Source organism: Erythrobacter litoralis (genome assembly GCF_001719165.1).
In the GTDB taxonomy this organism is placed as follows: domain Bacteria; phylum Pseudomonadota; class Alphaproteobacteria; order Sphingomonadales; family Sphingomonadaceae; genus Erythrobacter; species Erythrobacter litoralis.
The window spans coordinates 2,450,305-2,470,985 of sequence record NZ_CP017057.1 but is presented as its reverse complement, the minus strand read 5'-3'; the positions used below and the strand labels follow the sequence as shown (position 1 = coordinate 2,470,985).

The window sequence follows — 20,681 nt, the reverse complement described above, 5'->3', positions numbered from 1 at the left end:
CAGGATGAGAGGCGTTCCGACCGATATCGGCACGATCCATTTCGTCGGGATCGGCGGGATCGGCATGTCCGGCATCGCCGAGGTAATGCACAATCTGGGCTACAACGTGCAGGGCTCGGACATTGCCGAAGGCGTCAGCGTCGAGCGGCTGCGTGGGCGCGGGATCGCGGTCCATATCGGCCATGCCAAAGGCAATGTCGAGGGCGCTGCGGTGGTCGTTACCTCCACTGCGGTCAAGCGCGACAATCCCGAGGTGGTGGCCGCGCTCGAATCCCGCATCCCGGTCGTGCGGCGGGCGGAAATGCTCGCCGAACTGATGCGTCTCAAATCGACGGTCGCGGTCGCGGGGACGCATGGCAAGACCACCACGACGAGCATGGTGGCAAGCCTGCTCGACCGGGGCGGGATCGATCCGACGGTCATCAATGGCGGGATCATCGAACAATACGGATCGAACGCACGACTGGGCGATTCCGACTGGATGGTGGTCGAGGCGGACGAAAGCGACGGCAGCTTCCTGCGGCTGGACGGTACCATCGCGGTCGTCACGAACATCGATCCCGAACATCTTGATCATTACGGCGATTTCGACGGGGTGAAGCGCGCCTTTCTCGAATTCATCCAGAACGTGCCCTTCTATGGCGCGGCGATATTGTGCGTCGACCATCCGGAAGTGCAGGCGGTGATCGGCGAGGTGCGCGATCGCAAGGTCGTGACCTACGGCTTCTCGCTCCAGGCCGATATCTGCGGGGTCAACGTGCACAGTGCGGATGGCGGCAACACCTTCGACGTGATCGTGCGCCAGCGCGGGCAGCGCGACGAAAAGCACGACCGCCGGATCGAGGGCGTGCACCTGCCCATGCCCGGGCGCCACAATGTCCAGAACGCGCTCGCGGCGATTGCCGTTGCGATTGAAATGGGCTGTTCGGACGAGGTCATCCGCGAAGGCTTCGGCGCGTTCAGCGGCGTGCGGCGGCGTTTCACCAAGGTCGGGGAGATCGCGCTTGCCGGCGGCAGCGTCAGCGTGATCGACGATTATGCCCACCATCCGGTCGAGATCCAGGCCGTGCTCGCCGCCGCGCGCGAGGCGGTCGCCAGCGAAGGTCCGGCGAACGGGGAGGGCGCGCGCGTCATCGCGGTCGCCCAGCCGCATCGCTACACCCGCCTGCATGACCTGATGGACGGCTTCCAGTCCTGCTTCAACGATGCCGACATGGTGCTGGTCACACCCGTCTACGAAGCGGGCGAGGAGCCGATAGCGGGCATCGATTCCGCCGCGCTCGTCTCGGGCCTCAAGTCGCGCGGTCATCGCAGCGCGAACACGGTCGAAACCCATGCCGAACTGGCCGAGAAACTCGCCGCCGCGCTGCGTCCGGGCGACATGGTGGTGTGTCTCGGCGCCGGGGATATCACGCGCTGGGCGGCTACCCTTGCGGGCGCTGTCGAAGCACATGTGAGAGCATGAACGATCACATGGTCCAGCCCGGCGACACCTGGAAATACGACGACGGACGGGCCCCGACCTGCGCGGTCGAGGGCGCGGTGTCGGCGCCCGTGCCGCTCGAGGGTATAAGGGGCGATCTCACCTGCAAGGCGCCGCTGGCGAAGCTCGTCTGGTTCAAGAGCGGCGGGCAGGCCGACTGGCTGTTCGAACCGGCCGACCTTGCGGACCTCAGGCTCTTCATCGAGCGGTTGGGCGGGCAATTGCCGGTCATGGCGCTGGGCCTCGGTTCCAATCTCATCATCCGCGACGGGGGCGTGCCCGGCATCGTGGTGCGGTTGGGCAAGGCCTTTGCCGGGGTCGAGGCGGGCGAGGGCTCTACGCTCACCTGCGGCGCTGGCGCTCCGGGCATTCTCGTCGCATCCACCGCGCGCGACAACGGCATTGCCGGACTCGAATTCCTGCGCGGGATACCGGGCACGGTGGGCGGCTTCGTGCGGATGAACGGCGGCGCCTATGGCAGCGAGGTCGCCGACGTGCTGGAGACATGCGAAGTGATCCTGCCGGGCGGCGAGATGGTCACGCTTCCGGTCGGCGATCTCGGCTACAGCTATCGCCACAGCGATCTTCCCGATGGCGCGATCGTCGTCTCGGCGCGATTCAGGGGGCGCCCCGGCGACCCGCAGGAGATCGGCGCGGAGATGGACCGCATCGCCGAGGCGCGCGAGCAATCGCAGCCGATCCGCACCAAGACGGGCGGTTCGACCTTCAAGAACCCCGAAGGCGGCAAGGCATGGCAGCTGGTCGATGCGGCGGGCTGCCGGGGGATGATGCTGGGCGGAGCGCAGGTCAGCGAGAAGCACACCAATTTCCTCATCAATACGGGCGAGGCGACCAGCGCTGACATAGAGGGGCTGGGCGAACTGGTGCGCGAGAAGGTCTACAAGAATTCGGGCATCATGCTCGACTGGGAAATCCAGCGGGTGGGACGGCCGTGAGGTTAATGGCATGAGCACTGAACCCCTCCATGTCGCGGTCCTGATGGGCGGCTGGGCGAACGAGCGCGAGGTTTCGCTGATGAGCGGACGCGGTGTCGCCGATGCGCTGGAGCTGAAGGGCTACCGCGTCACCGAAATCGACATGGGCCGCGATGTCGCCGCGCGGCTTGCCGAGGCTGCGCCCGATGTCGTCTTCAACGCGCTTCACGGCGTGCCGGGCGAGGATGGGAGCGTGCAGGGCATGCTCGACCTGATGGGCCTCGCCTATACCCATTCGGGCCTTGCCACATCGGTCATCGCGATCGACAAGCAGCTGACCAAGCAGGCGCTCGTCCCCCAGGGCATCCCCATGCCCGGCGGGCGGATCGTCAAGTCCGCCGACCTGTTCGAGCGCGATCCGCTGCCGCGGCCCTACGTCCTCAAACCGGTCAACGAAGGCTCCTCCGTCGGCGTCGCGATCGTCACGGCGGACAGCGATTGCGGCAATCCGATCTCGCGCGACGCGCCCGGCCCGTGGCAGCAATTCGCGCAGCTGCTTGCCGAACCCTTCATAAAGGGACGCGAACTCACCGCCGCCGTGATCGACGGAGAGGACGGGCCGCGCGCACTGGGCGTCACCGAGCTCGTGATCGATCAGGGCTTTTACGATTACGAACACAAATACACCGAGGGCCGCACCCAGCATGTCTGCCCCGCCGAGATCCCGCCCGCGATCGCGGCCCTGTGCGAACACTATGCGCTCAAGGCCCACCAGGTGCTGGGCTGCCACGGCACCAGCCGGACCGATTTCCGCTGGGACGACGAACTGGGCGAGGAAGGGCTGTTCGTCCTCGAAACCAACACCCAGCCCGGCATGACCCCGCTCAGCCTCGTTCCCGAGCAGGCCAAACATGCCGGGATCGGCTATGCCGAACTCGTCGACCTGCTGGTCAAGGAGGCTGTCAGAGTCCACGGTTCCAAGGGGGCAAGCCATGGCTAACCGGATCAGGCGTTCGGACGGAAAGGGCGTGCGGCGCACGGCGAAATCGCAGAGCCGCGCAGGCCGCGCGCGCTGGGCGAAGGCGAAGACCAGCGGCTTTGTCGACAGCGCGATGGGCGTGCTTCCCTTCACCGAGGAGCAGTGGACCCGCATCTGGCTCGCCATCATCATCGGGGCGGGGGTCGCGCTCGCTTTCGTGATCGCCAATTTCGCGGGTGTCCCCGCCATGGCCTCGGCCGAGGTCTCGCGCATGGCGTCCGAAGCCGGCTTCGAGGTGCGGCGCGTGCGCGTGACGGGCACGGACCGGATGGACGAGCGCGAAGTCTATGCCCGCGCGCTCGCGCAGCGGGATCGCTCGATGCCCGATGTCGATATCGAGGCCCTGCGCGCGGAATTGCTCGACCTGCCATGGGTCGCCGATGCGCGGGTGTCCAAACAGCTGCCCGACATGCTCGCCATCGACATCGTCGAGCGCGAACCGCATGCGGTGCTGGTCAAGCCCGACCGGCTGGTGCTGATCGATATCGGCGGCCATGAACTGACCCCCGTCGCGCCCGAGGATGCGGCCGGGCGCCTGCGCATTTCCGGCCCCGGCGCCGCGCGGCAGGTCGGCGCGCTCGACCGGCTGCTCGCCGCCGCGCCCGCGCTCGGCCCCCAGGTCGAGGCCGCCGAATGGGTCGGCAATCGGCGCTGGAACGTTACTTTCAACGGCGGGCAGGTGCTCGCGCTTCCCGAAGGCGAAAACGAGGCGGCAAGTGCGTTCGTCAAGTTCGCGCGGATGGACGGGCAGAATCGCCTGATCGGCGGCAAGGTCGCAAGTTTCGACATGCGCAACCCGCCGCGCGTCTACATGCGCGTGCCGGGGCGCAGCGAACGATTGCAGGCCGAGGACCTCGCCGCCGAAATGGCCGCCGGCGAGGGAGCGGAGTGATGGCGAAGGCCGGCGCGGGCAATTCCGGCAGGGGCCCCGCGCGCCCGCGCCTCACCCGGACCATCGGTGCGGTCAATGTCGGCTCGTTCCGGATCTCGGCGATGATCATGGGCGAGGCGGACAACGGCGATCTCGTCCTGCTGGGGTCGGGCCACCGGGCGAGCAAGGGAGTGCGGCGCGGCTATGTCACCGACATGGACGCGGCGAGCTTCGCGATCCGCGACGCGGTCGAGCGGGCCGAAAAGAACGCGGGAGCGAGCGTGGGCGGCGTGTGGATCGCCTGCGCGGGGGCAGGGCTCAAGAGCGATGTGAAAAGCGTCGAGACCGAAATCGGCGGGCGGCGGATCGAGGAGGAGGATGTCGAACATCTCCTCTACCTTGCGCGCGGGGCGATCCAGCCCGACGGGCGCACGGTGCTGCACGCCCAGCCGGCGCATTACACGCTCGACGGGGCGCATGGCGTCGCCAATCCGCGGGGCTTGCATGCCGAACGGCTCGGCGTCGACATCCATGTGATGCTGGCCGACGGGGCGCCGGTGAAGAACCTGATGGAGGCGGTCCAGAACGCCCATCTCGATGTCGAAGGCGTGGTCGCCGCCCCGCTTGCCTCGGGCTATGCCTGCCTGTCCGAGGAGGAGCGCGAACTGGGCGTCGCGCTGGTCGAGATAGGGGCTGACGTCACCAATGTCTCGGTCTTTGCGGGCGGCATGCTGCTGGGTCTGACCGCGCTGCCGATGGGATCGGCCGACATCACCGATGCCATTGCGCGGGCCTTCGGCATCCGTCAGTCGCAGGCCGAGCGGCTCAAATGCGTGTCGGGTTCGGCGATCGCCTCTCCCAGCGACCACCGCGAGATGATCTCGCTTACCGGGCCGGACGACGACTGGGAGGAAGCCGGTGCGGCAACGGTCGCACGCGGGGCGGACGATCGCGGGCGGATCGCCCGGGCGGAACTGGTCTCTGTCATCACCCAGCACCTCGCGCGGCTCACGACAGAGATCGGCAAGGTATTGAAAGCCATGGGATTCAGCGGTATGCGCAGCGGCCAGGTGGTGCTCACCGGCGGGGGTGCCGAACTGGCGGGTCTTGCCGAATTCGCGCAGGGCGCGCTTGGTATGCCGGTCCGGATCGGACGCCCGCCCGCTTTCGAGGGCCTGCCCGAGGCGCACGCGACGCCCGGATTTGCGACACTGGCGGGTCTGTGCCTCTATGCCGCGGACGATCCGGTCGATATCCGGGCATTAGGCGATCGCTTCGCGCGGACGCGGGTGGCGGGCGCTGCGGGCGGTCCTTTCGCGGTCGGACGGCTGATGCGCGCGCTGCGGGAATATTTCTGAATCGGGCGGCAGGGTGTGTCGCTGCGGGCGCCCATGTGGCATGGTGAAGCGCGAAACGGGAGCAAACCGGTAGGGTCGCTGTGGATAAGGGTTAAGACGGTATAAACCGCCGGACCCGATTGTGTCAGAGAATCGCACAAGGCCCGGATTTCCGTGGGAAGCGGGACGGCGGCTGGAGGAAGAACGGATGAGCATCAATATTGGACCCGCCGCGGCGGAGGAAATCGCTCCTCGCATCACCGTCATCGGGATCGGCGGCGCGGGCGGCAACGCGATCGCCAACATGATCGCGGCCGAGATCGAGGGCGTCGACTTCATCGTCGCGAACACCGATGCGCAGGCGCTCAGCAGCTCGTCTGCGGAACGACGCATCCAGCTCGGCCCGGACATCACCGGCGGATTGGGTGCGGGCGCCCGCCCCGAGGTCGGCAAGGCCGCGGCCGAGGAAACCGTGGCGGAGATCGAGGAAGCGCTGGAAGGCGTGAACATGGTCTTCATCGCGGCCGGCATGGGCGGCGGGACCGGCACGGGCGCCGCGCCCGTCATCGCCGAGGCCGCGCGGCGCAGGGGCGTTCTCACCGTCGGCGTTGTGACCAAGCCGTTCCTGTTCGAAGGCACGCGCCGGATGCGCGCGGCCGAGGCCGGGATCGCCGAACTCCAGCAATCGGTCGACACGCTGATCGTCATCCCCAACCAGAACCTCTTCCTCGTCGCCAAAGCCGAGACCACCTTCAAGGAGGCCTTCCAGCTCGCCGACGAAGTGCTGCAGCAGGGCGTGCGTTCGATCACCGATCTCATGGTCATGCCCGGGCTCATCAATCTCGATTTCGCCGACGTGCGTTCGGTCATGAGCGAGATGGGCAAGGCGATGATGGGCACCGGCGAAGGCGAAGGCGAGAATCGCGCCCTGGAGGCGGCCGAACAGGCGATCGCCAACCCGCTGCTCGACGGCGTTTCCATGCAGGGCGCCAAGGGCGTCATCATCTCGATCATCGGCGGCGAGGACATGAAGCTGCTCGAGGTGGACGAGGCCGCGAACCACATCCGCGAACTCGTCGACGAGGATGCGAACATCATCTGGGGCAGCGCCTTCAATCCCGATCTCGACGGCAAGATCCGCGTTTCCGTGGTCGCTACCGGGATCGAACAGAGCGCGTCCGCCGGCCATGATCGCGGCGCCGCCGGGGCAGCGCTTGGCGGCGCTCTCGGCGGAGCGCGCGCGCCCAAGCGCCCGGTGCTCGAACTGCCGGGCGAAAGCGAGCTCGATGCACCCGCAGTACCCGCCGCCGAGGCGGACGATACCCCCGAGTCCGAGCCCGAACTGTCGGTCCCCACGGCTGCGCTCGACGACGGCGAGGATTACGACGAGGAAGAGGACTACTCCGAGCCCTTCGATCTCACCGGGATGCAGGCGGGCGACGAGATGGGCGAGCTCGAAGGGGACGATGTCGACGATATCGTGGACCCGCTCGCCGGGCTGCGCGGGGCCGAGGACGACGAGGAGCCGCTCGACCTGACCGGCGAATACACCGAAGAGGACGATGCCGCGCAAGCCGCGGGCACGGATGCGGCCGGGGACGACCTGCTTGCCGATGCCGACCGGCTGGCCGACGCCGACGAACCGCTTGCGCCGCGCCAGGGTGAACGCCGCCGGGGGCTTCTCGGCGGAGGTGGCTCGAGCGCCAGCGCAGATGGCGCGCAGGGGTATGCGGGAAGCGGGCCGGAAAGCGGAACCGGGGTCTCGGGCGGCGGCAGCACCCTGTTCGAGCGGATGGCCAATCTCTCGCGCAGCTCTTCCCGTGAGGACGACGAGGACGACGAGGATGACGATGACGGCAGGACCGCCCTCAGCATCCCGCCCTTCATGACCAGGCAGCGCAACCAGTAGCACGTTCCGGTGGCGAGCTTTTCCGATCCGGCGACCTGACGGATCGTTTCGTCGATTTCCCGGGGCCTCCTGCCGCGCCATTGGCGTGGCGGGTATGGTGCGGGGCAAAAGGCGCGCTAGGTCCCTTTCTTCGATGCCACCCCGTATCCTGACCTTGCCCGCGCTCGCCCTTTCGGCGCTGCTTGCGCCCGCCTTTCTCGCCGCCAGCCCCGCGGCCGCGCAGGAAGTGACCTCGCGCGAGGTCGTCCAGCCGCTGCCCTCGCCTGCGATCCAGCGCCTCAACCGGGCGCTGATGGAACTCGCGAGGCGTCCCAAGAGCCTGGCGGCGTTGGTCGAGGCGGGCGATGCCTCGCTCGCGCTCGACGATCTTGACGCGGCGATGGGGTTCTATGGCCGGGCCGACGACCTTGATTCCGAAAATGCGCAGGTCAAGCTCGGCATAGCGGCGGTCTATTTGCGCTCGGGCCGCCCGGTGGAGGCGCTGGAAGCCTTCGCGCTCGCCGAGGCGGCGGGGGCGACGCCGCCCGAATATGCGCGCGACCGCGGCCTTGCCTACGACCTCGTCGGCGATCACGCACAGGCGCGCGCGGTCTATGAACAGGCGCTCGCGGTCGATCCGGAGGATCCCGAAACCATCCGCCGCCTCGCGCTCAGCCATGCGATCGCGGGGAACCAGGCGAGCTTCGAGGACACGTTGCGCCCGCTGCTCGATAAGCGCGACTATGCCGCCTTTCGCACGCGCGCCTTCGGTCTTGCCATCCTCGGCGAACAGGCGCGCGCGGCGGCGATCGTCGATGCGGTGATGCCGCGCGACCTTGCCGGGCGGCTGACGCCCTACCTCGCCTACATGCCGCGCCTCACCCCCGCGCAGCAGGCGGCGGCGGCCAATCTCGGCATTTTCCCGCGCGCCGCCGAGATCGGACGCGAGGACCCGAGGATCGCCCGTTTCGCCCGCGAAGCCGAGGCCGATCGCAAGCTCGAGCCAGCCGGCGCGCCGCTCGGCACGCGCTTTGCGGCGGCCGAGCCGGACACCCCCGCTGCCCGCGATCCGGAGCCCCGGCCTGATCCCGCGCCCCGGCCCGAACCGGTGAATGCGGCCAGTGCGGCGGACACGCAGCCCAGGGTCGCCGACGCCTTTGCCGATCTGGGCGGGGACGAGCTTCCCGCGGCCCGGCGGCCCGCCGAAGCGGTCGATCTCGCCGCGATCGAGGTCCCGCGCGAAAAGCCCGCCGAACCCGAACCACCCGCTCACCCCCGCCGCATCTGGGTCCAGGTCGCGACCGGGCAGGACCTTGCCGCGCTCGGCTTCGACTGGCGGCGCATCGCGCGCGCGGCTGACGGGCTGCTCGACGCCTACACGCCCCATACGACGCCGTGGGGGCAGGCGAACCGGCTGCTTGCGGGTCCGCTCGACAGCGACCGGGAAGCGCGCGAAATGGTCAATGCGCTGGCTGCGAAGGGTCTCGACACGTTTCCGTTTACGAGCCCGGAAGGCAAGGAAATACAGGAGCTTGAGTGAGGGGCGCCGCGCTCTCCCCGGCTTTCTTTGCACAGGCTTTGAACAGCCAACTCCGCTTCTCCCCAAGCACCGCGTCAACCGGCGTTGCCAAGGCCGGGGGCACGTGTGCATTCCTTCTTCCGATGCAGATCCGACTCCCCCATTCGAGGTCCCGCGCATGATGCCGCGCCGCGACCACGCCTTCGCCGACCGCGACGATGCCGCCCCGCTCGACATGCTTGCCGCCTTGTTCGAGGCGCGCGGCTGGCCGTGCGAAATGATCTCCGACGACGAGATGACTGGGGAGATCGCGGGCGCCTGGGCGAAGTATCAGCTGCGCGCGATCTGGCGCGGGTCGGACAATGTCCTGCAATTCCTCTGCCTGCCCGACATCCGCGTCAGCCGCGAGAAGCGCGGGGCGGCCTATGAACTTCTCAGCCTCGTCAACGAACAGATGTGGCTCGGTCATTTCGACATCTGGTCGAACGGTGACATGCTGCTTTACCGCCATGGCGCGCTGCTGGGCGATGACGGGATGCTCTCGCTCGACCAGGCGCAGGCGCTGGTGGAAAGCGCGGTCGACGAATGCGACCGATTCTACCCCGCCTTCCAGTTCGTCCTGTGGGGCGACAGGAACCCGCGCGAGGCGCTCGATGCGGCGCTGGTCGATGCGGCGGGCGAGGCCTAGGCGCAGCCCGTGGCATCGCGGCTCCTGCTGATCGGCTGCGGCAACATGGCGGGCGCGATGCTCGCCGGCTGGCTGCGAGCGGGTGAGGATGCGGGCCGGTTTGCGGTGCTCGATCCCGCGCTTTCCGGGACGCCCGATGGGGTGCGCCTGCATCGCACGCCCGAACAGGCCGCCGAGGCGGGCCACGACGCGGTCCTGCTCGGCTTCAAACCGCAGCAATTGCGCGCGCTCGCCCCGACGTTTCAGCCGCTTGCCGGGCCGCAGGTCGCGGTCCATTCACTGCTTGGCGGGATTACGCTCGCGCAGATCGCCGCCGCCTTTCCCGATGCGCGCGCGCATGTCCGGGTCATGCCCAATCTCGCCTCGCGGATCGGCAGGTCTCCGGTTATCCTGGCCGAACGGGGGCTGGGCGAAGCGGAGCGCGAGCAGGTGCGGCTGCTCTATGATGCGCTCGGCTTCGCGGTGTGGCAGGCGGACGAGACGCGCTTCGACCTCGTCACCGCGCTCGCCGGGTCGGGCCCGGCCTTCGTCTATCGCTTCATCGACGCGCTGGCGGGCGCGGCGGCCGATCTCGGGCTCGACGCGGACGAGGCGACCCGGCTCGCAACCGTCATGGTCGACGGCGCGGCGAGCCTTGCCGCGGCCTCCGATCTCGCACCCGGAGAGCTTGCCGAGCGCGTCGCGAGCCCGGGCGGGATGACGCGCGAGGGGATGGACGTGCTCGATCAAGGCGACGCACTGCGCCGCCTGCTCACGGTGACCCTGCGCGCGACGGCCGACAAGGGCGCGGCGCTGGCGCGCGAAATCGGCTAGGCGCCGCCGCCCCCTCGGCGTTCACCTGCGGGCAAGTCAAGGTTAATGACCGGCAGGTATCGCGCGCCGGTTTCGCTTGAAAAGCCGGGGCAAACACCCGATATTGCGGATCACAAGGCGCGGGCTGCAAAATCCGCGCCGCATTTGGAGACAAGGGTTCCACGATGGCTGATTGGAAGAACGAACGCACCGAAAGCCGCTTCGGCTCGGTACCGCGCGCGGGCGGGGACGTCCAGGGCCGCGCGACCTATGACGAGGGCCTGCGCAAGCACATGCTCTCGATTTACAACTACATGGCCTCCGGCGTGCTGCTGACCGGCATCGTCGCGCTGCTCGCCGCCGAAAGCGGGATCACCCTCGCGCTCGCGAACAGCGGGCTGTGGTTCGTGATCGCGCTCGCGCCGCTCGGGTTCATCCTCGCGATGAGCTTTGGCCTCCACAAGATGAGCCAGTCGACTCTGCAGATCGTGTTCTGGTCGTTCGCGACCGTGATGGGGCTGTCGATGTCGACGATCTTCCTGCGTTTCACCGACGAATCGATCGCGCTGACCTTTTTCGCGACCGCCGGTGCCTTCGCGGGGCTGTCGCTGTGGGGCTACACGACGAAGAAGGACCTGTCGGGCTTCGGCACCTTCCTCGTGATGGGTGTGGTCGGCCTGCTGATCGCGATGCTGCTCAACTTCTTCCTGCAGTCGGGTGCGCTCGCGCTCGTCATCAGCGTGCTCGGCGTGCTGATCTTTGCCGGGCTTACCGCCTGGGACACGCAGCGACTGAAGAACGAATACCAGTATGTGCGCGGGACGCAGATGGCGGGCAAGGCGGTCATCATGGGCGCCACCAGCCTCTATCTCGACTTCGTGAACATGTTCATGTTCCTGCTCAACCTGCTCGGCAATCGCGAATAGGACGCATATCCGCCCCCGGGCGGGCCGCCTGGCGACAGGACTGGTGAAATCCGGAACGCCCGGATCCTTTTTCGAGGGTCCGGGCGTTTGCTTTGTTCCCTCAGCGAATTAAAAGGGTGACGCTTAAGGCCAGCGCAAGGCTGGGTCTGGCATGGGACAGGCATGAACATGACTGCAGGCGCGAACGACAAGGATACGCACGCCGATATGGGAGAGAAGACGCGAACCCACGTCACGGGCTTCGGCTTCAGGATCGTGACCGTCGCCGTGACGGCCGGAATGCTCGCCGCCTGCGCGACCCCGCCTCCGCCGCCGCCTCCGCCGCCGCCTCCGCCGCCGCCCCCGCCTGTCGAGGCGATCCCCTATCGCCCGCTTCCGCCGGGGGGCGCTGCCTATGTCATGAACATCCCGCCCAGGGGGCCGGATGGCCGGCGCATGACGGTCAACCGCGAACTGACCGAGGACGAGCTTGTCTGGCATTTCCGTTCGGGCTGGAACGTTGCCGCGCTCAATTGCGTCGCGCCACGCTTTCAGCCGATCCTCGACGGCTACAGTGCCTTCATCAGGGATAACGAACGCGAACTCAAGCGGGTCAACGACCGGCTGGAGAAGGTCTATCGCAGCCAGGCCCGCACCCGGCGCGAGGCGATGGTCGCGCGCGACGGGCGCACCACCATGGTCTACAATTTCTTCGCCCTGCCTCCGGCGCGCTCGGAATTCTGTGCCTCCGCGCTCGAAATGGCGAACCGCGCGCTGGCGAACCCGCCCGAGGGCGCGCTGCAATTCGCGCGCGACAATTTCGACCAGCTGGTCGACCCGTTCTACAGCTTCTTCGATCAGTATGAGCGTTACCAGCATCTCTCGGCCGAATGGGACGCGAAATACGGCGCTCTCTACGGGCCTTCGCAGCCCGGCTGGGTCGCGGTGGAGGAGGCGCGCGCGAACGGCGTCTACGTGCCGCGCGCGGGCGAAAGCGATCCTTCGACAACGATCGCCAATCCGCGCGGGAGCATGACCGTCACCGATCCCGAGACGGGCGAGAAGGTTCCCGTCGTGCCGGTCGACGAGCGGACGATCTCGCAGCCCGTGGTCGAACCGATCCCGACCAACGCCAATGAGCGCGATCGGGGCGATGAAGGCAGCGCGGGCGACCCGTCGGAAAGTCCGCAGCCCGCTCCCGGCGCGCGCCTACGCTGACCCGGGCGAGAGGCGCCTGAACGCCTCCCCGGACCAGGGCCGCAGAGCGGGCGAAAGATTGGCGTTGCAAGCCCGATGCCTTCACGCTAATGCGCGCGCCTGCCCGCAGCCGGGAGCGCCAGGCGCCCCCTGCCAAGCACCTGAACGGGGCCGTAGCTCAGATGGGAGAGCGCGTCGTTCGCAATGACGAGGTCAGGGGTTCGATTCCCCTCGGCTCCACCAGGTGCCTTTCGGGCTTTCCCCTTTCCCGAGCGATCCCGCGCCCGTCCGGAGCGGAGAAAACAGGAATCGCTTTTCCCCGCGCAAGGCCATAGGTGAAAGCCCATGCATTTCCTCGACCAGGCCAAGATCTATCTCAAATCGGGCGCAGGCGGCCCGGGCGCGGTCAGTTTCCGGCGCGAGGCCTATGTCGAATATGGCGGGCCCGATGGCGGCAATGGCGGGCGCGGCGGGGACATCATGTTCGAAGCCGTGCCCGGGCTCAACACGCTCATCGACTTTCGCTATTCGCAGCATTTCAAGGCCGCGCGCGGCGGGCACGGCATGGGCCGCAACCGCACCGGCGCGAGCGCCAAGCCGCTCGTCATCAAGGTCCCGGTCGGCACCCAGATCCTGTCCGAAGACAAGGAGGAAGTGCTCGCCGACTTCACCGAAATCGGCCAGCGCCTGACCCTGCTCGAAGGCGGGATGGGCGGGCGCGGCAATGCCTCCTACAAGACCGCGACCAACCGCGCTCCGCGCCAGCACCAGCCGGGCATTCCGGGCGAGGAGATGTGGGTCTGGCTCAGGCTCAAATTGCTCGCCGATGTGGGCCTTGTCGGGCTTCCCAATGCGGGCAAGTCCACCTTCATCAATGCGGTGTCGAACGCGCGCGCCAAGGTCGGCGACTACGCCTTCACGACGCTCGTGCCGAAACTGGGCGTGGTGCGCCACAAGGGCCGCGAATTCGTGCTTGCCGACATTCCCGGCCTGATCGAGGGCGCCGCCGACGGAGCGGGGATCGGCGATCGTTTCCTCGGCCATATCGAGCGCTGCCGCGTGCTCATCCACCTGATCGACATTTCGGGCACGGGCGAACAGGACCCGGCCAGCGCCATGCGCGTGGTCGAGGAAGAGCTCGAAGCCTACGGCGCGAAGGAACACGCGGGCCTTGCCGACAAGCCGCGCCTCGTCGCTCTCAACAAGCTCGACCTTGCCGATGAGGAACTGGTCGCGGGTTTCACCGACGAACTGCTCGAAGCGGGTGCCGAGAAAGTCTTCGCGGTCTCCGGGGCGACCGGAGAGGGGATCGGGAAACTGCTCGATGCGGTCCTGTCCTATCTCCCCACGCGGACCTCGACAGAGACCAAGGCCGCCGAAGTGGACGACGGGGACGGCGAGGAGCCGGACGAGTGGTCGCCGATCTGAACCGCACCGACATGACCCTCGCGGACCTCCTCGATCCGGCGCGATGCGGTCGGCTGGTGGTCAAGATCGGCTCTGCCCTGCTGGTCGAGAACGGGGCGCCCCGCAGGTCATGGCTCGAAACCCTGGCGGACGATCTTGCGGCCCTGCGCGAAGGCGGCACGCAGGTGATCGTCGTCAGTTCGGGCGCGATCGCGCTGGGCGCGGCGCGGCTGGGGCTTTCCGGAGGCGGGCGCGCTAACCTTGCCGAGGCGCAAGGGGCGGCGTCGGTCGGGCAGGTCGCGCTGGCGCAGCTGTGGGCGGGCGTGTTCGAGGCACACGGGATCATCGCGGCACAGATGCTGGTCACCCTCGGCGATCTGGAGGACCGGCGGCGCTATCTCAATGCGGCGGCGACGATCGATATGCTGCTTGGCAAGGGCGCGGTCCCGGTCGTGAACGAGAATGACAGCGTGGCGACCGAGGAAATCCGGTTCGGCGACAATGACCGGCTCGCCGCGCGCGTGGCGCAGGCTGCGGGGGCCGACGGCGTGCTGCTGCTGAGCGATGTCGACGGGCTCTACGACCGTCCGCCGTCCGAAGAGGGCGCGAAGCTGGTCGAGCGGGTCGAGGGCGTGACGCCTGAGGTGATCGCGATGGCGGATGGCGGCTCGGGTTCGGGGCTGGGCTCGGGCGGGATGCTCGCCAAATTGCAGGCCGCGCGCATCGCCGAGCGGGCAGGCATCGCGCTCGGCATTGCGGACGGGCGGGGCGATGCGCCGCTTGCCCGCCTGCGCGGGAGCGGGCGCGGGACGATCTTCCTTCCGGTTCGCTCCGACAACGCCCGCAAGGCATGGCTCGGCGGGCGGATCGCGCCCGAAGGCGTGCTGACGGTGGACGATGGCTGCGTGAAGGCGCTCGGCGAAGGGGCAAGCCTGCTGGCAGCTGGGCTGACCGAGGTCGCGGGCGATTTCCAGCGCGGCGCGCTCGTCAGCCTGCACGGTCCCAAGGGCGAGCGGCTGGGGCAGGGCCTTGTCGAATATTCGGCCGAGGAATGCCGCGCGATCGCTGGGCTGCGTGCGAGCGAGCAGGAGGCACGCCTTGGCTACGCCCCGCGCGCGGCAGTGGTGCACCGCGACCACATGGTGCGCGCGTGAAGGCGCTCGCGCTCACCGGGGCGACCGGCTTCGTCGGTTCTGCGGTGCTGGACGAGGCGCTGGCAAAGGGCCGCTCCGTGCGGGCGCTGACCCGGCGGGAGCAGGGCCCGCGCGCAGGCGTCGAATGGATCGCCGGCACGCTGTCCGATCCCGAGGCGCTGGCCGGTCTGTGCGAGGGTGCCGACGCGGTGATCCATGTCGCCGGGCTGACGAACACGCCGGACCCGGCCGAGTTCGAGGCCGCCAACGCCGTCGGCACTTCTACCATGATCGGCGCCGCGAAACGGGCGGGCGCAAGACGGTTCGTCTTCGTCTCCTCGCTTTCCGCGCGCGAGCCGAAGCTGTCCGCCTATGGCGCGTCGAAGGCACGCGCCGAGGCATTGGTGGAAGCGAGTGGCCTTGACTGGACCATCGTTCGTCCGCCTGCCGTCTACGGCCCGCGCGATGCGGACATGTTCGAACTGTTCCGATCGGCAAAGCTGGGTGTGGTCCCGCTGCCGCCGGGCGGCGCGACCTCGATCATCCACGTGGCCGACCTCGCCTGCCTGCTGGTCGCGCTCGCCGGGGACAAGGGCGCGAAGGCGATCTACGAACCCGACGACGGGCGCGAAGGCGGGTGGGCGCACAAGGAGCTCGCGCAGGCGATCGGGCGCGCGGTGGGTCGCCGGTCGGTCTTCGCGCCGCACCTGCCGCGCACCGTGCTCGACATGGCCGCGCGCGCGGACCGGATGCTGCGCGGGGACGGGGCGAAGCTGACCGCCGACCGGGTGGGCTACATGGCGCATCCCAACTGGGTCGCGCGCTCCGACCGGCGCGTGCCGCGCGAGATCTGGGAACCGCGCATTGGCGGCGAGGAAGGGCTGAAGGCTACGGCGGAGTGGTATCGCAAGCAGGGCTGGCTCTAGCTGTCCTCCCCGTCCTCTGCGAAACAGGCAGGGGCCGAGTAGACATCGGCATAGCTCTTGCCCCAGCACCGCTCGAAGGCTTCGAGCACGTGCAGGTTGGGCGGCCACTTGAAGTCGGTCGCCGGCCTGCCGTCGCCATAGACCATGCCTGCGGGGCTTCCGCCGATCCCTTCGAGCCGCGCCTTGGCCCGGTCGAACGCGGCGCGGTCGCCTTCGAGGAAGGCGATCGTCCCGTCCATGTAGTGATTCCAGCCGAAATTCGCGTCTTCGTCCACCGGCTTGTAGGTCAGCCGAAGGAGCGCGATGGCCTGCTCGGTCTGCCCGGCATAGGCGCGCATCTGGCCTTCGTGGGTGTAGAGGATGCTCGCATGGTCGCGCTTTTCGTGACGCCATGCGCGGATCAGTTCCGCGGCTTCGACATAGCAGCCGCGTTCGTAGAGCGCGCGCCAGCCGCCGTCGGGCAGGGTCTGGTCGAATTCCTTTCGGGAGAGCGCGAGCATCGCCTCGAGATCGTAGGAGCAATCGGGCTGCGGAGAGGGATCCGGCTGCGCGGCGGCGAGAAGAAGTGCTTCGATCATCGGGCAAGCCTAACGCCCGCGCGAGGTAACACAACGCTTTACAGGAACGGCTCCTCGCCGGGCCTGTGAATGCCGCATTCGGTCTTGTCCCAGCCCTTCCACCGGCCTGAGCGCGGGTCCTCGCCCGGCGCGACCTTGTGGGTGCACGGCTCGCAGCCGATCGAGGGGAAACCACGCGCGACCAGCGGGTGGCGGGGCAGGTCGTTAGCCTCGAAATAGGCGTCGATGTCATCGGCCGACCAGTCGATCAGCGGGTTGATCTTGAGGCGGCCCTGCGTGTCCGAAGTGTCGATCTCGAAACGCGGCAGGTTCGCCCGGGTCGAGGACTGGAACGCCTTGCGCCCCGTCAGGCTGGCATCGTAGCGCGCGAGCGCTTGGGCAAGCGGCTTCACCTTGCGGATCTCGCAGCAACCATCGGGATCGTAGGACCAGCGCAGCCCGCTTTCGTCCTTGGCGGCAAGTTCCGCCTCGTCCGGCTTGAGCACGACGAGGTTGAGGCCAAGCCGTTCGACGAGCGCGTCGCGATAGGCCAGCGTCTCTGCGAAATGCTTGCCGGTGTCGAGAAAGAGGACCGGCACGGGCGGGTCCACATCGGCGACGAGATGCAGCAGGACCGCGCTTTCAGCGCCGAAGCTCGAAACCACGGCGAGGTCGCCGGCAAGGTCGCCTTCGATCACGCCCGCGAGCATTTCCCGGGTCGAGGCACCGCGGAACATCCGGTTGAGACGCACTGCGTCATGTTCGGTGAAGCGCGGGGCGGCGTCGAGCCGGTCGATCTTCCGGGTCTCGTTCATGCGCCCTCTCCGTGGCGGCGCTGGGCAATGGTCGTGCGGCCCGTCAGCGCGGTGTCGGCAGCGTGCTGGTAGACTTTTTCCCAGGTCGCGAAGGCGCGCTTGGCATCCTGCTCGTCGAGGCGCTTGTCGGGTGCGAAGCTGTCGAAACCGCAGCGGCGCATGTGAGAAAGCTGGTCGATCAGCACATCGCCCACCGCGCGCAGTTCGCCCGCATAGCCCGCCTCGCGCAGGATGCGGGCCGCGGAATAGCCGCGCCCGTCGGTGAAGGCGGGAAAGTTGATCTCGACCAGCGCCAGCCGGTCGAGGAAGGGCAGGAGCAGGCGCGCGTCGTCGCCGGGCTCGATCCGGACGGCGTTGGCGTTGGTCTGCTCCAGCGCGGAATCGACCGTGACCGTGCCATGATCGACCGGCTCGTCGTCGCGGAAGCGGAACTGCACGTCGTCGGGGCTGGTGCCGAAATCCCCTGCCTCAACCATAAAGCGCCTCCTTGAAGGGCTCCATGCCGAGCCGGCGATAGGTGTCGATGAAGCGTTCGCCTTCGGTGCGCTGGGCGAGATAGAGGTCGGTGACCTTCTCGACCGCCTCGATCACGCCGTCCTCGTCGAAGCCGGGGCCGGTGATCTTGGCGAGGCTGACATCCTCCGCCTCGCTGCCGCCGAGCGAGAGCTGGTAATTTTCCTTGCCCTTCTTATCGACGCCGAGAATGCCGATATGGCCCGCGTGGTGGTGACCGCAGGCATTGATGCAGCCGGAAATCTTGAGCTTCAATTCGCCCAGTTTCCCGGTCTTGCCGGACTTGTCGAAGCGTTCGCTGATCCGCTGGGCGAGCGGGATCGAGCGGGCATTGGCGAGGCTGCAATAATCGAGCCCGGGGCAGGCGATGATGTCCTCGATCGTGTCCATGTTGGGCGCGCCGAGGCCGGCTTCGTGGAGCTCGGCCCACAGGGCGGGCAGGTCCGCGATCCGGACATGGGGTAGCACCACGTTCTGCGTGTGCATGACGCGGATTTCATCGAAGCTGTATTGCTTCGCCAGCCGCGCCATCAGGCGCATCTGCTCGCCGGTCGCATCGCCGGGAATGCCGCCGACGGGCTTCAGGCTTATGACGGCAGAGACATAGGCATCGTGTTTATGGCGGTGCGTGTTGCGGTCGACCCAGACGGCGAAATCGGGGTCGGAGCGCTCGACGCTTTTCGCACCGTCCTCGAACGGCGGATCGGTGAAGAAGGTGCGGATGCGCTCCAGTTCGGCCAAAGGCGGTTCCACCCCCTGTTCGAGGAGATGCGCGAATTCCTCTTCGACCTGGCGGGTGTATTCCTCAGCGCCCAGTTCGTGGACGAGGATCTTGATGCGCGCCTTGTATTTGTTGTCGCGCCGTCCGTAGCGGTTGTAGACCCGAAGGCAGGCCTCGGCATAGGTGACGAGCTGGTCGAGGGCCACGAAATCGCGCACCATCGGCGCGATCATGGGCGTGCGGCCCATGCCCCCGCCGACGAAGAATTGCGCGCCGAGCTCGCCATCGCGTTCGATGATGCGGATGCCGATATCGTGCAGGCGCATCGCCGCGCGGTCCTTCTCCGAGGCGATCACGCAGATCTTGAACTTGCGCGGCAGGTAGCTGAATTCCGGGTGGAAGCTCGACCATTGGCGCAGCAATTCGGCATAGGGGCGCGGGTCCACGACCTCGTCATGCGCCGCGCCCGCGAAATGATCCGAGGAGATGTTGCGGATGCAGTTCCCGCTCGTCTGGATCGCATGCATTTCGACCGTCGCAAGATCGGCGAGAATGTCGGCGGCGTCCTCCAGCTTCACCCAGTTGTACTGGATGTTCTGCCGGGTGGTGAAGTGGCCATAGCCGCGATCGTATCTGTCCGCGATATCGCCCAGCATCGTCATCTGGCGCGAATTGAGCGTGCCATAGGGGATCGCGACACGCAGCATGTAGGCGTGAAGCTGGAGATAGAGCCCGTTCATCAGCCTGAGCGGCTTGAACTGGTCTTCGGTAAGCTTGCCTTCGAGGCGGCGGCGGGCCTGGTCGCGGAATTCGGCGACGCGAGCATCGACCATCTGCTGGTCATATTGGTCATAGGCGTACATGTCAGATCACCCAGTCGAGAGCTTCGGGGTCCTGCGGCTTCAGCGTGAGGTCCGGGCGGACCGTGGGGCCGAGTGCGCGGACGCGGTCCTTGATATGGGCGGGGCGGACATGGCCGTCGTCCTCGCGCGTGGCCTCTATCGCATAGGGCACGTTGACCCGGCGCGCGGCCTCTTCGGCGGCCATGATCTCTTCGGCGCGCTCGCCCACATCGACCGCTTCGTCGACATGGAGCGACCAGAATTCGCCGGTCCACCAAACGACGGCACCGGTCTTCAGGTCGTTGCCGGTCAGGATCTTCATTGATGCGCCTCCATCGCGATCCGGGCGAGCGCGGAATTGTCCCGCTGCGTGACTTCACCGATCACGATCAGCGCGGGGCTGGTGATGCCGTGATCCGCGACGAGATCGGCAAGACCGGCAAGCGGCCCGCGCACGACGCGCATGTTCGCTCTCGCGCCGTTCTCGATAACCGCGACCGGCATTGCGGGGGAAAGGCCGTCGCCCATCAGTTTCTCGGCGATTTGCGGCGCGGTGCGCACGCCCATGTAGATGACGAGCGTGCGGCCCTTGCCCGCAAGGCCCGACCAGTCCTGGTCCGACAGGCCCTTGCACTGGCCCGCGACGAAGCTGACCACGCTCGCCGCCTCGCGGTGGGTGAGCGGGATGCCGGATGCCGCCGCGGCGCCGTTCGCGGCCGAAATGCCGGGCACGATCTCGACCCGGACCCCCGCCTCGCGCGCCGCTTCGGCCTCTTCGCCGCCGCGCCCGAAGATGAAGGGATCGCCGCCCTTCAGCCGGACCACGTCGCGCCCCGCCAGCGCCTCGCGCACCAGCAGGGCGTTGATCTCCTCCTGCGGCAGGGTGTGGCGCGCACGGCTCTTGGCGACCGAGATCATCCGCGCATCACGGCGGGCTAGGGCGAGGATTTCGTCGCTGACGAGGCCGTCATGGACGATAGTGGCTGCGCGCTCGATCAGCCGCGCGGCGCGCAGGGTCAGGAGGTCCGGATCGCCCGGACCCGCGCCGACAAGGAAAACCGTGCCCGGCACGAGCGCCTGCGGAGTGGGTGTCGCTTGCATGGGAAGCGAAAT

Annotated in this window: 20 protein-coding genes and 1 tRNA gene; 15 read left to right on the top strand and 6 right to left on the bottom strand. The window is 67.9% G+C overall.

Going from position 1 to position 20,681, the window contains the following annotated elements:
* The first annotated feature begins 4 nt into the window (after positions 1–4).
* The 15 genes from murC (at position 5) to Ga0102493_RS11760 (ending at position 16,120) form a co-directional block, all read left to right on the top strand.
* Positions 5–1,465, top strand: a complete 1,461-nt coding sequence (gene murC, locus Ga0102493_RS11830; RefSeq protein ID WP_034903509.1) for a UDP-N-acetylmuramate--L-alanine ligase — start codon at positions 5–7, stop codon at positions 1,463–1,465.
* Positions 1,462–2,439, top strand: coding sequence for a UDP-N-acetylmuramate dehydrogenase (murB, locus tag Ga0102493_RS11825; RefSeq protein WP_081845632.1), 978 nt, complete (start codon positions 1,462–1,464; stop codon positions 2,437–2,439). The genes murC and murB overlap by 4 nt, the downstream gene beginning before the upstream one ends.
* A 10-nt stretch (positions 2,440–2,449) precedes the next feature.
* A complete protein-coding gene (locus Ga0102493_RS11820; RefSeq protein WP_034903511.1) occupies positions 2,450–3,418 on the top strand; it encodes a D-alanine--D-alanine ligase in 969 nt (322 codons plus the stop codon).
* Complete coding sequence (locus tag Ga0102493_RS11815) at positions 3,411–4,349, top strand: cell division protein FtsQ/DivIB (protein ID WP_034903513.1); 939 nt, start codon at positions 3,411–3,413, stop codon at positions 4,347–4,349. The genes Ga0102493_RS11820 and Ga0102493_RS11815 overlap by 8 nt, the downstream gene beginning before the upstream one ends.
* On the top strand, positions 4,349–5,686 hold the full coding sequence (gene ftsA, locus Ga0102493_RS11810; RefSeq protein WP_051697935.1) for a cell division protein FtsA: 1,338 nt from the start codon (positions 4,349–4,351) through the stop codon (positions 5,684–5,686). The genes Ga0102493_RS11815 and ftsA overlap by 1 nt, the downstream gene beginning before the upstream one ends.
* 187 nt (positions 5,687–5,873) lie before the next feature.
* Positions 5,874–7,574 (top strand): cell division protein FtsZ, encoded by a 1,701-nt coding sequence (gene ftsZ, locus Ga0102493_RS11805; protein WP_034903516.1) that lies wholly within the window; start codon positions 5,874–5,876, stop codon positions 7,572–7,574.
* Positions 7,575–7,707: 133 nt separating this feature from the next.
* Positions 7,708–9,093, top strand: a complete 1,386-nt coding sequence (locus tag Ga0102493_RS11800; RefSeq protein WP_034903519.1) for a tetratricopeptide repeat protein — start codon at positions 7,708–7,710, stop codon at positions 9,091–9,093.
* A 160-nt stretch (positions 9,094–9,253) separates the two neighbouring features.
* On the top strand, positions 9,254–9,760 hold the full coding sequence (locus tag Ga0102493_RS11795; protein WP_034903776.1) for a type III secretion system chaperone family protein: 507 nt from the start codon (positions 9,254–9,256) through the stop codon (positions 9,758–9,760).
* A 9-nt stretch (positions 9,761–9,769) separates the two neighbouring features.
* Positions 9,770–10,573, top strand: coding sequence for a pyrroline-5-carboxylate reductase family protein (locus Ga0102493_RS11790; protein ID WP_236922216.1), 804 nt, complete (start codon positions 9,770–9,772; stop codon positions 10,571–10,573).
* A 164-nt stretch (positions 10,574–10,737) separates the two neighbouring features.
* Positions 10,738–11,478: a Bax inhibitor-1/YccA family protein gene (locus tag Ga0102493_RS11785; protein WP_034903522.1), complete on the top strand. Its 741-nt coding sequence runs from the start codon at positions 10,738–10,740 to the stop codon at positions 11,476–11,478.
* Between the two features lie 162 nt (positions 11,479–11,640).
* Positions 11,641–12,675 (top strand): hypothetical protein, encoded by a 1,035-nt coding sequence (locus tag Ga0102493_RS11780; protein WP_069297530.1) that lies wholly within the window; start codon positions 11,641–11,643, stop codon positions 12,673–12,675.
* A gap of 146 nt (positions 12,676–12,821) precedes the next feature.
* Positions 12,822–12,897 (top strand) — tRNA-Ala (locus tag Ga0102493_RS11775).
* A gap of 102 nt (positions 12,898–12,999) precedes the next feature.
* Positions 13,000–14,082 (top strand): Obg family GTPase CgtA, encoded by a 1,083-nt coding sequence (cgtA, locus tag Ga0102493_RS11770; RefSeq protein ID WP_034903524.1) that lies wholly within the window; start codon positions 13,000–13,002, stop codon positions 14,080–14,082.
* 11 nt (positions 14,083–14,093) lie between these two features.
* On the top strand, positions 14,094–15,215 hold the full coding sequence (gene proB / locus Ga0102493_RS11765; protein ID WP_034903785.1) for a glutamate 5-kinase: 1,122 nt from the start codon (positions 14,094–14,096) through the stop codon (positions 15,213–15,215).
* The gene (locus tag Ga0102493_RS11760) at positions 15,212–16,120 is read left to right on the top strand and encodes an NAD-dependent epimerase/dehydratase family protein (protein ID WP_034903526.1); all 909 of its coding nucleotides are present in this window, start codon (positions 15,212–15,214) and stop codon (positions 16,118–16,120) included. Before proB ends, Ga0102493_RS11760 begins: the two co-directional genes overlap by 4 nt.
* On the opposite strand, the gene Ga0102493_RS11755 is transcribed toward Ga0102493_RS11760, so the two are convergent.
* Genes Ga0102493_RS11755 through cobA form a run of 6 tightly spaced genes read right to left on the bottom strand, consistent with a single transcriptional unit; the run spans position 16,117 to position 20,669 of the window.
* Positions 16,117–16,698, bottom strand: coding sequence for a hypothetical protein (locus Ga0102493_RS11755; RefSeq protein ID WP_034903528.1), 582 nt, complete (start codon positions 16,696–16,698; stop codon positions 16,117–16,119). The genes Ga0102493_RS11760 and Ga0102493_RS11755 overlap by 4 nt on opposite strands.
* Before the next feature lie 38 nt (positions 16,699–16,736).
* Positions 16,737–17,492, bottom strand: a complete 756-nt coding sequence (locus Ga0102493_RS11750) for a phosphoadenylyl-sulfate reductase (protein ID WP_034903531.1) — start codon at positions 17,490–17,492, stop codon at positions 16,737–16,739.
* Complete coding sequence (locus Ga0102493_RS11745; protein WP_051697936.1) at positions 17,489–17,968, bottom strand: DUF934 domain-containing protein; 480 nt, start codon at positions 17,966–17,968, stop codon at positions 17,489–17,491. Before Ga0102493_RS11745 ends, Ga0102493_RS11750 begins: the two co-directional genes overlap by 4 nt.
* Positions 17,961–19,589, bottom strand: a complete 1,629-nt coding sequence (locus tag Ga0102493_RS11740; RefSeq protein ID WP_034903534.1) for a nitrite/sulfite reductase — start codon at positions 19,587–19,589, stop codon at positions 17,961–17,963. Before Ga0102493_RS11740 ends, Ga0102493_RS11745 begins: the two co-directional genes overlap by 8 nt.
* Position 19,590: 1 nt before the next feature.
* Positions 19,591–19,890, bottom strand: coding sequence for a DUF2849 domain-containing protein (locus Ga0102493_RS11735; protein ID WP_034903537.1), 300 nt, complete (start codon positions 19,888–19,890; stop codon positions 19,591–19,593).
* Positions 19,887–20,669 (bottom strand): uroporphyrinogen-III C-methyltransferase, encoded by a 783-nt coding sequence (gene cobA / locus Ga0102493_RS11730; RefSeq protein ID WP_034903540.1) that lies wholly within the window; start codon positions 20,667–20,669, stop codon positions 19,887–19,889. The genes Ga0102493_RS11735 and cobA overlap by 4 nt, the downstream gene beginning before the upstream one ends.
* Between the last annotated feature and the right edge of the window lie 12 nt (positions 20,670–20,681).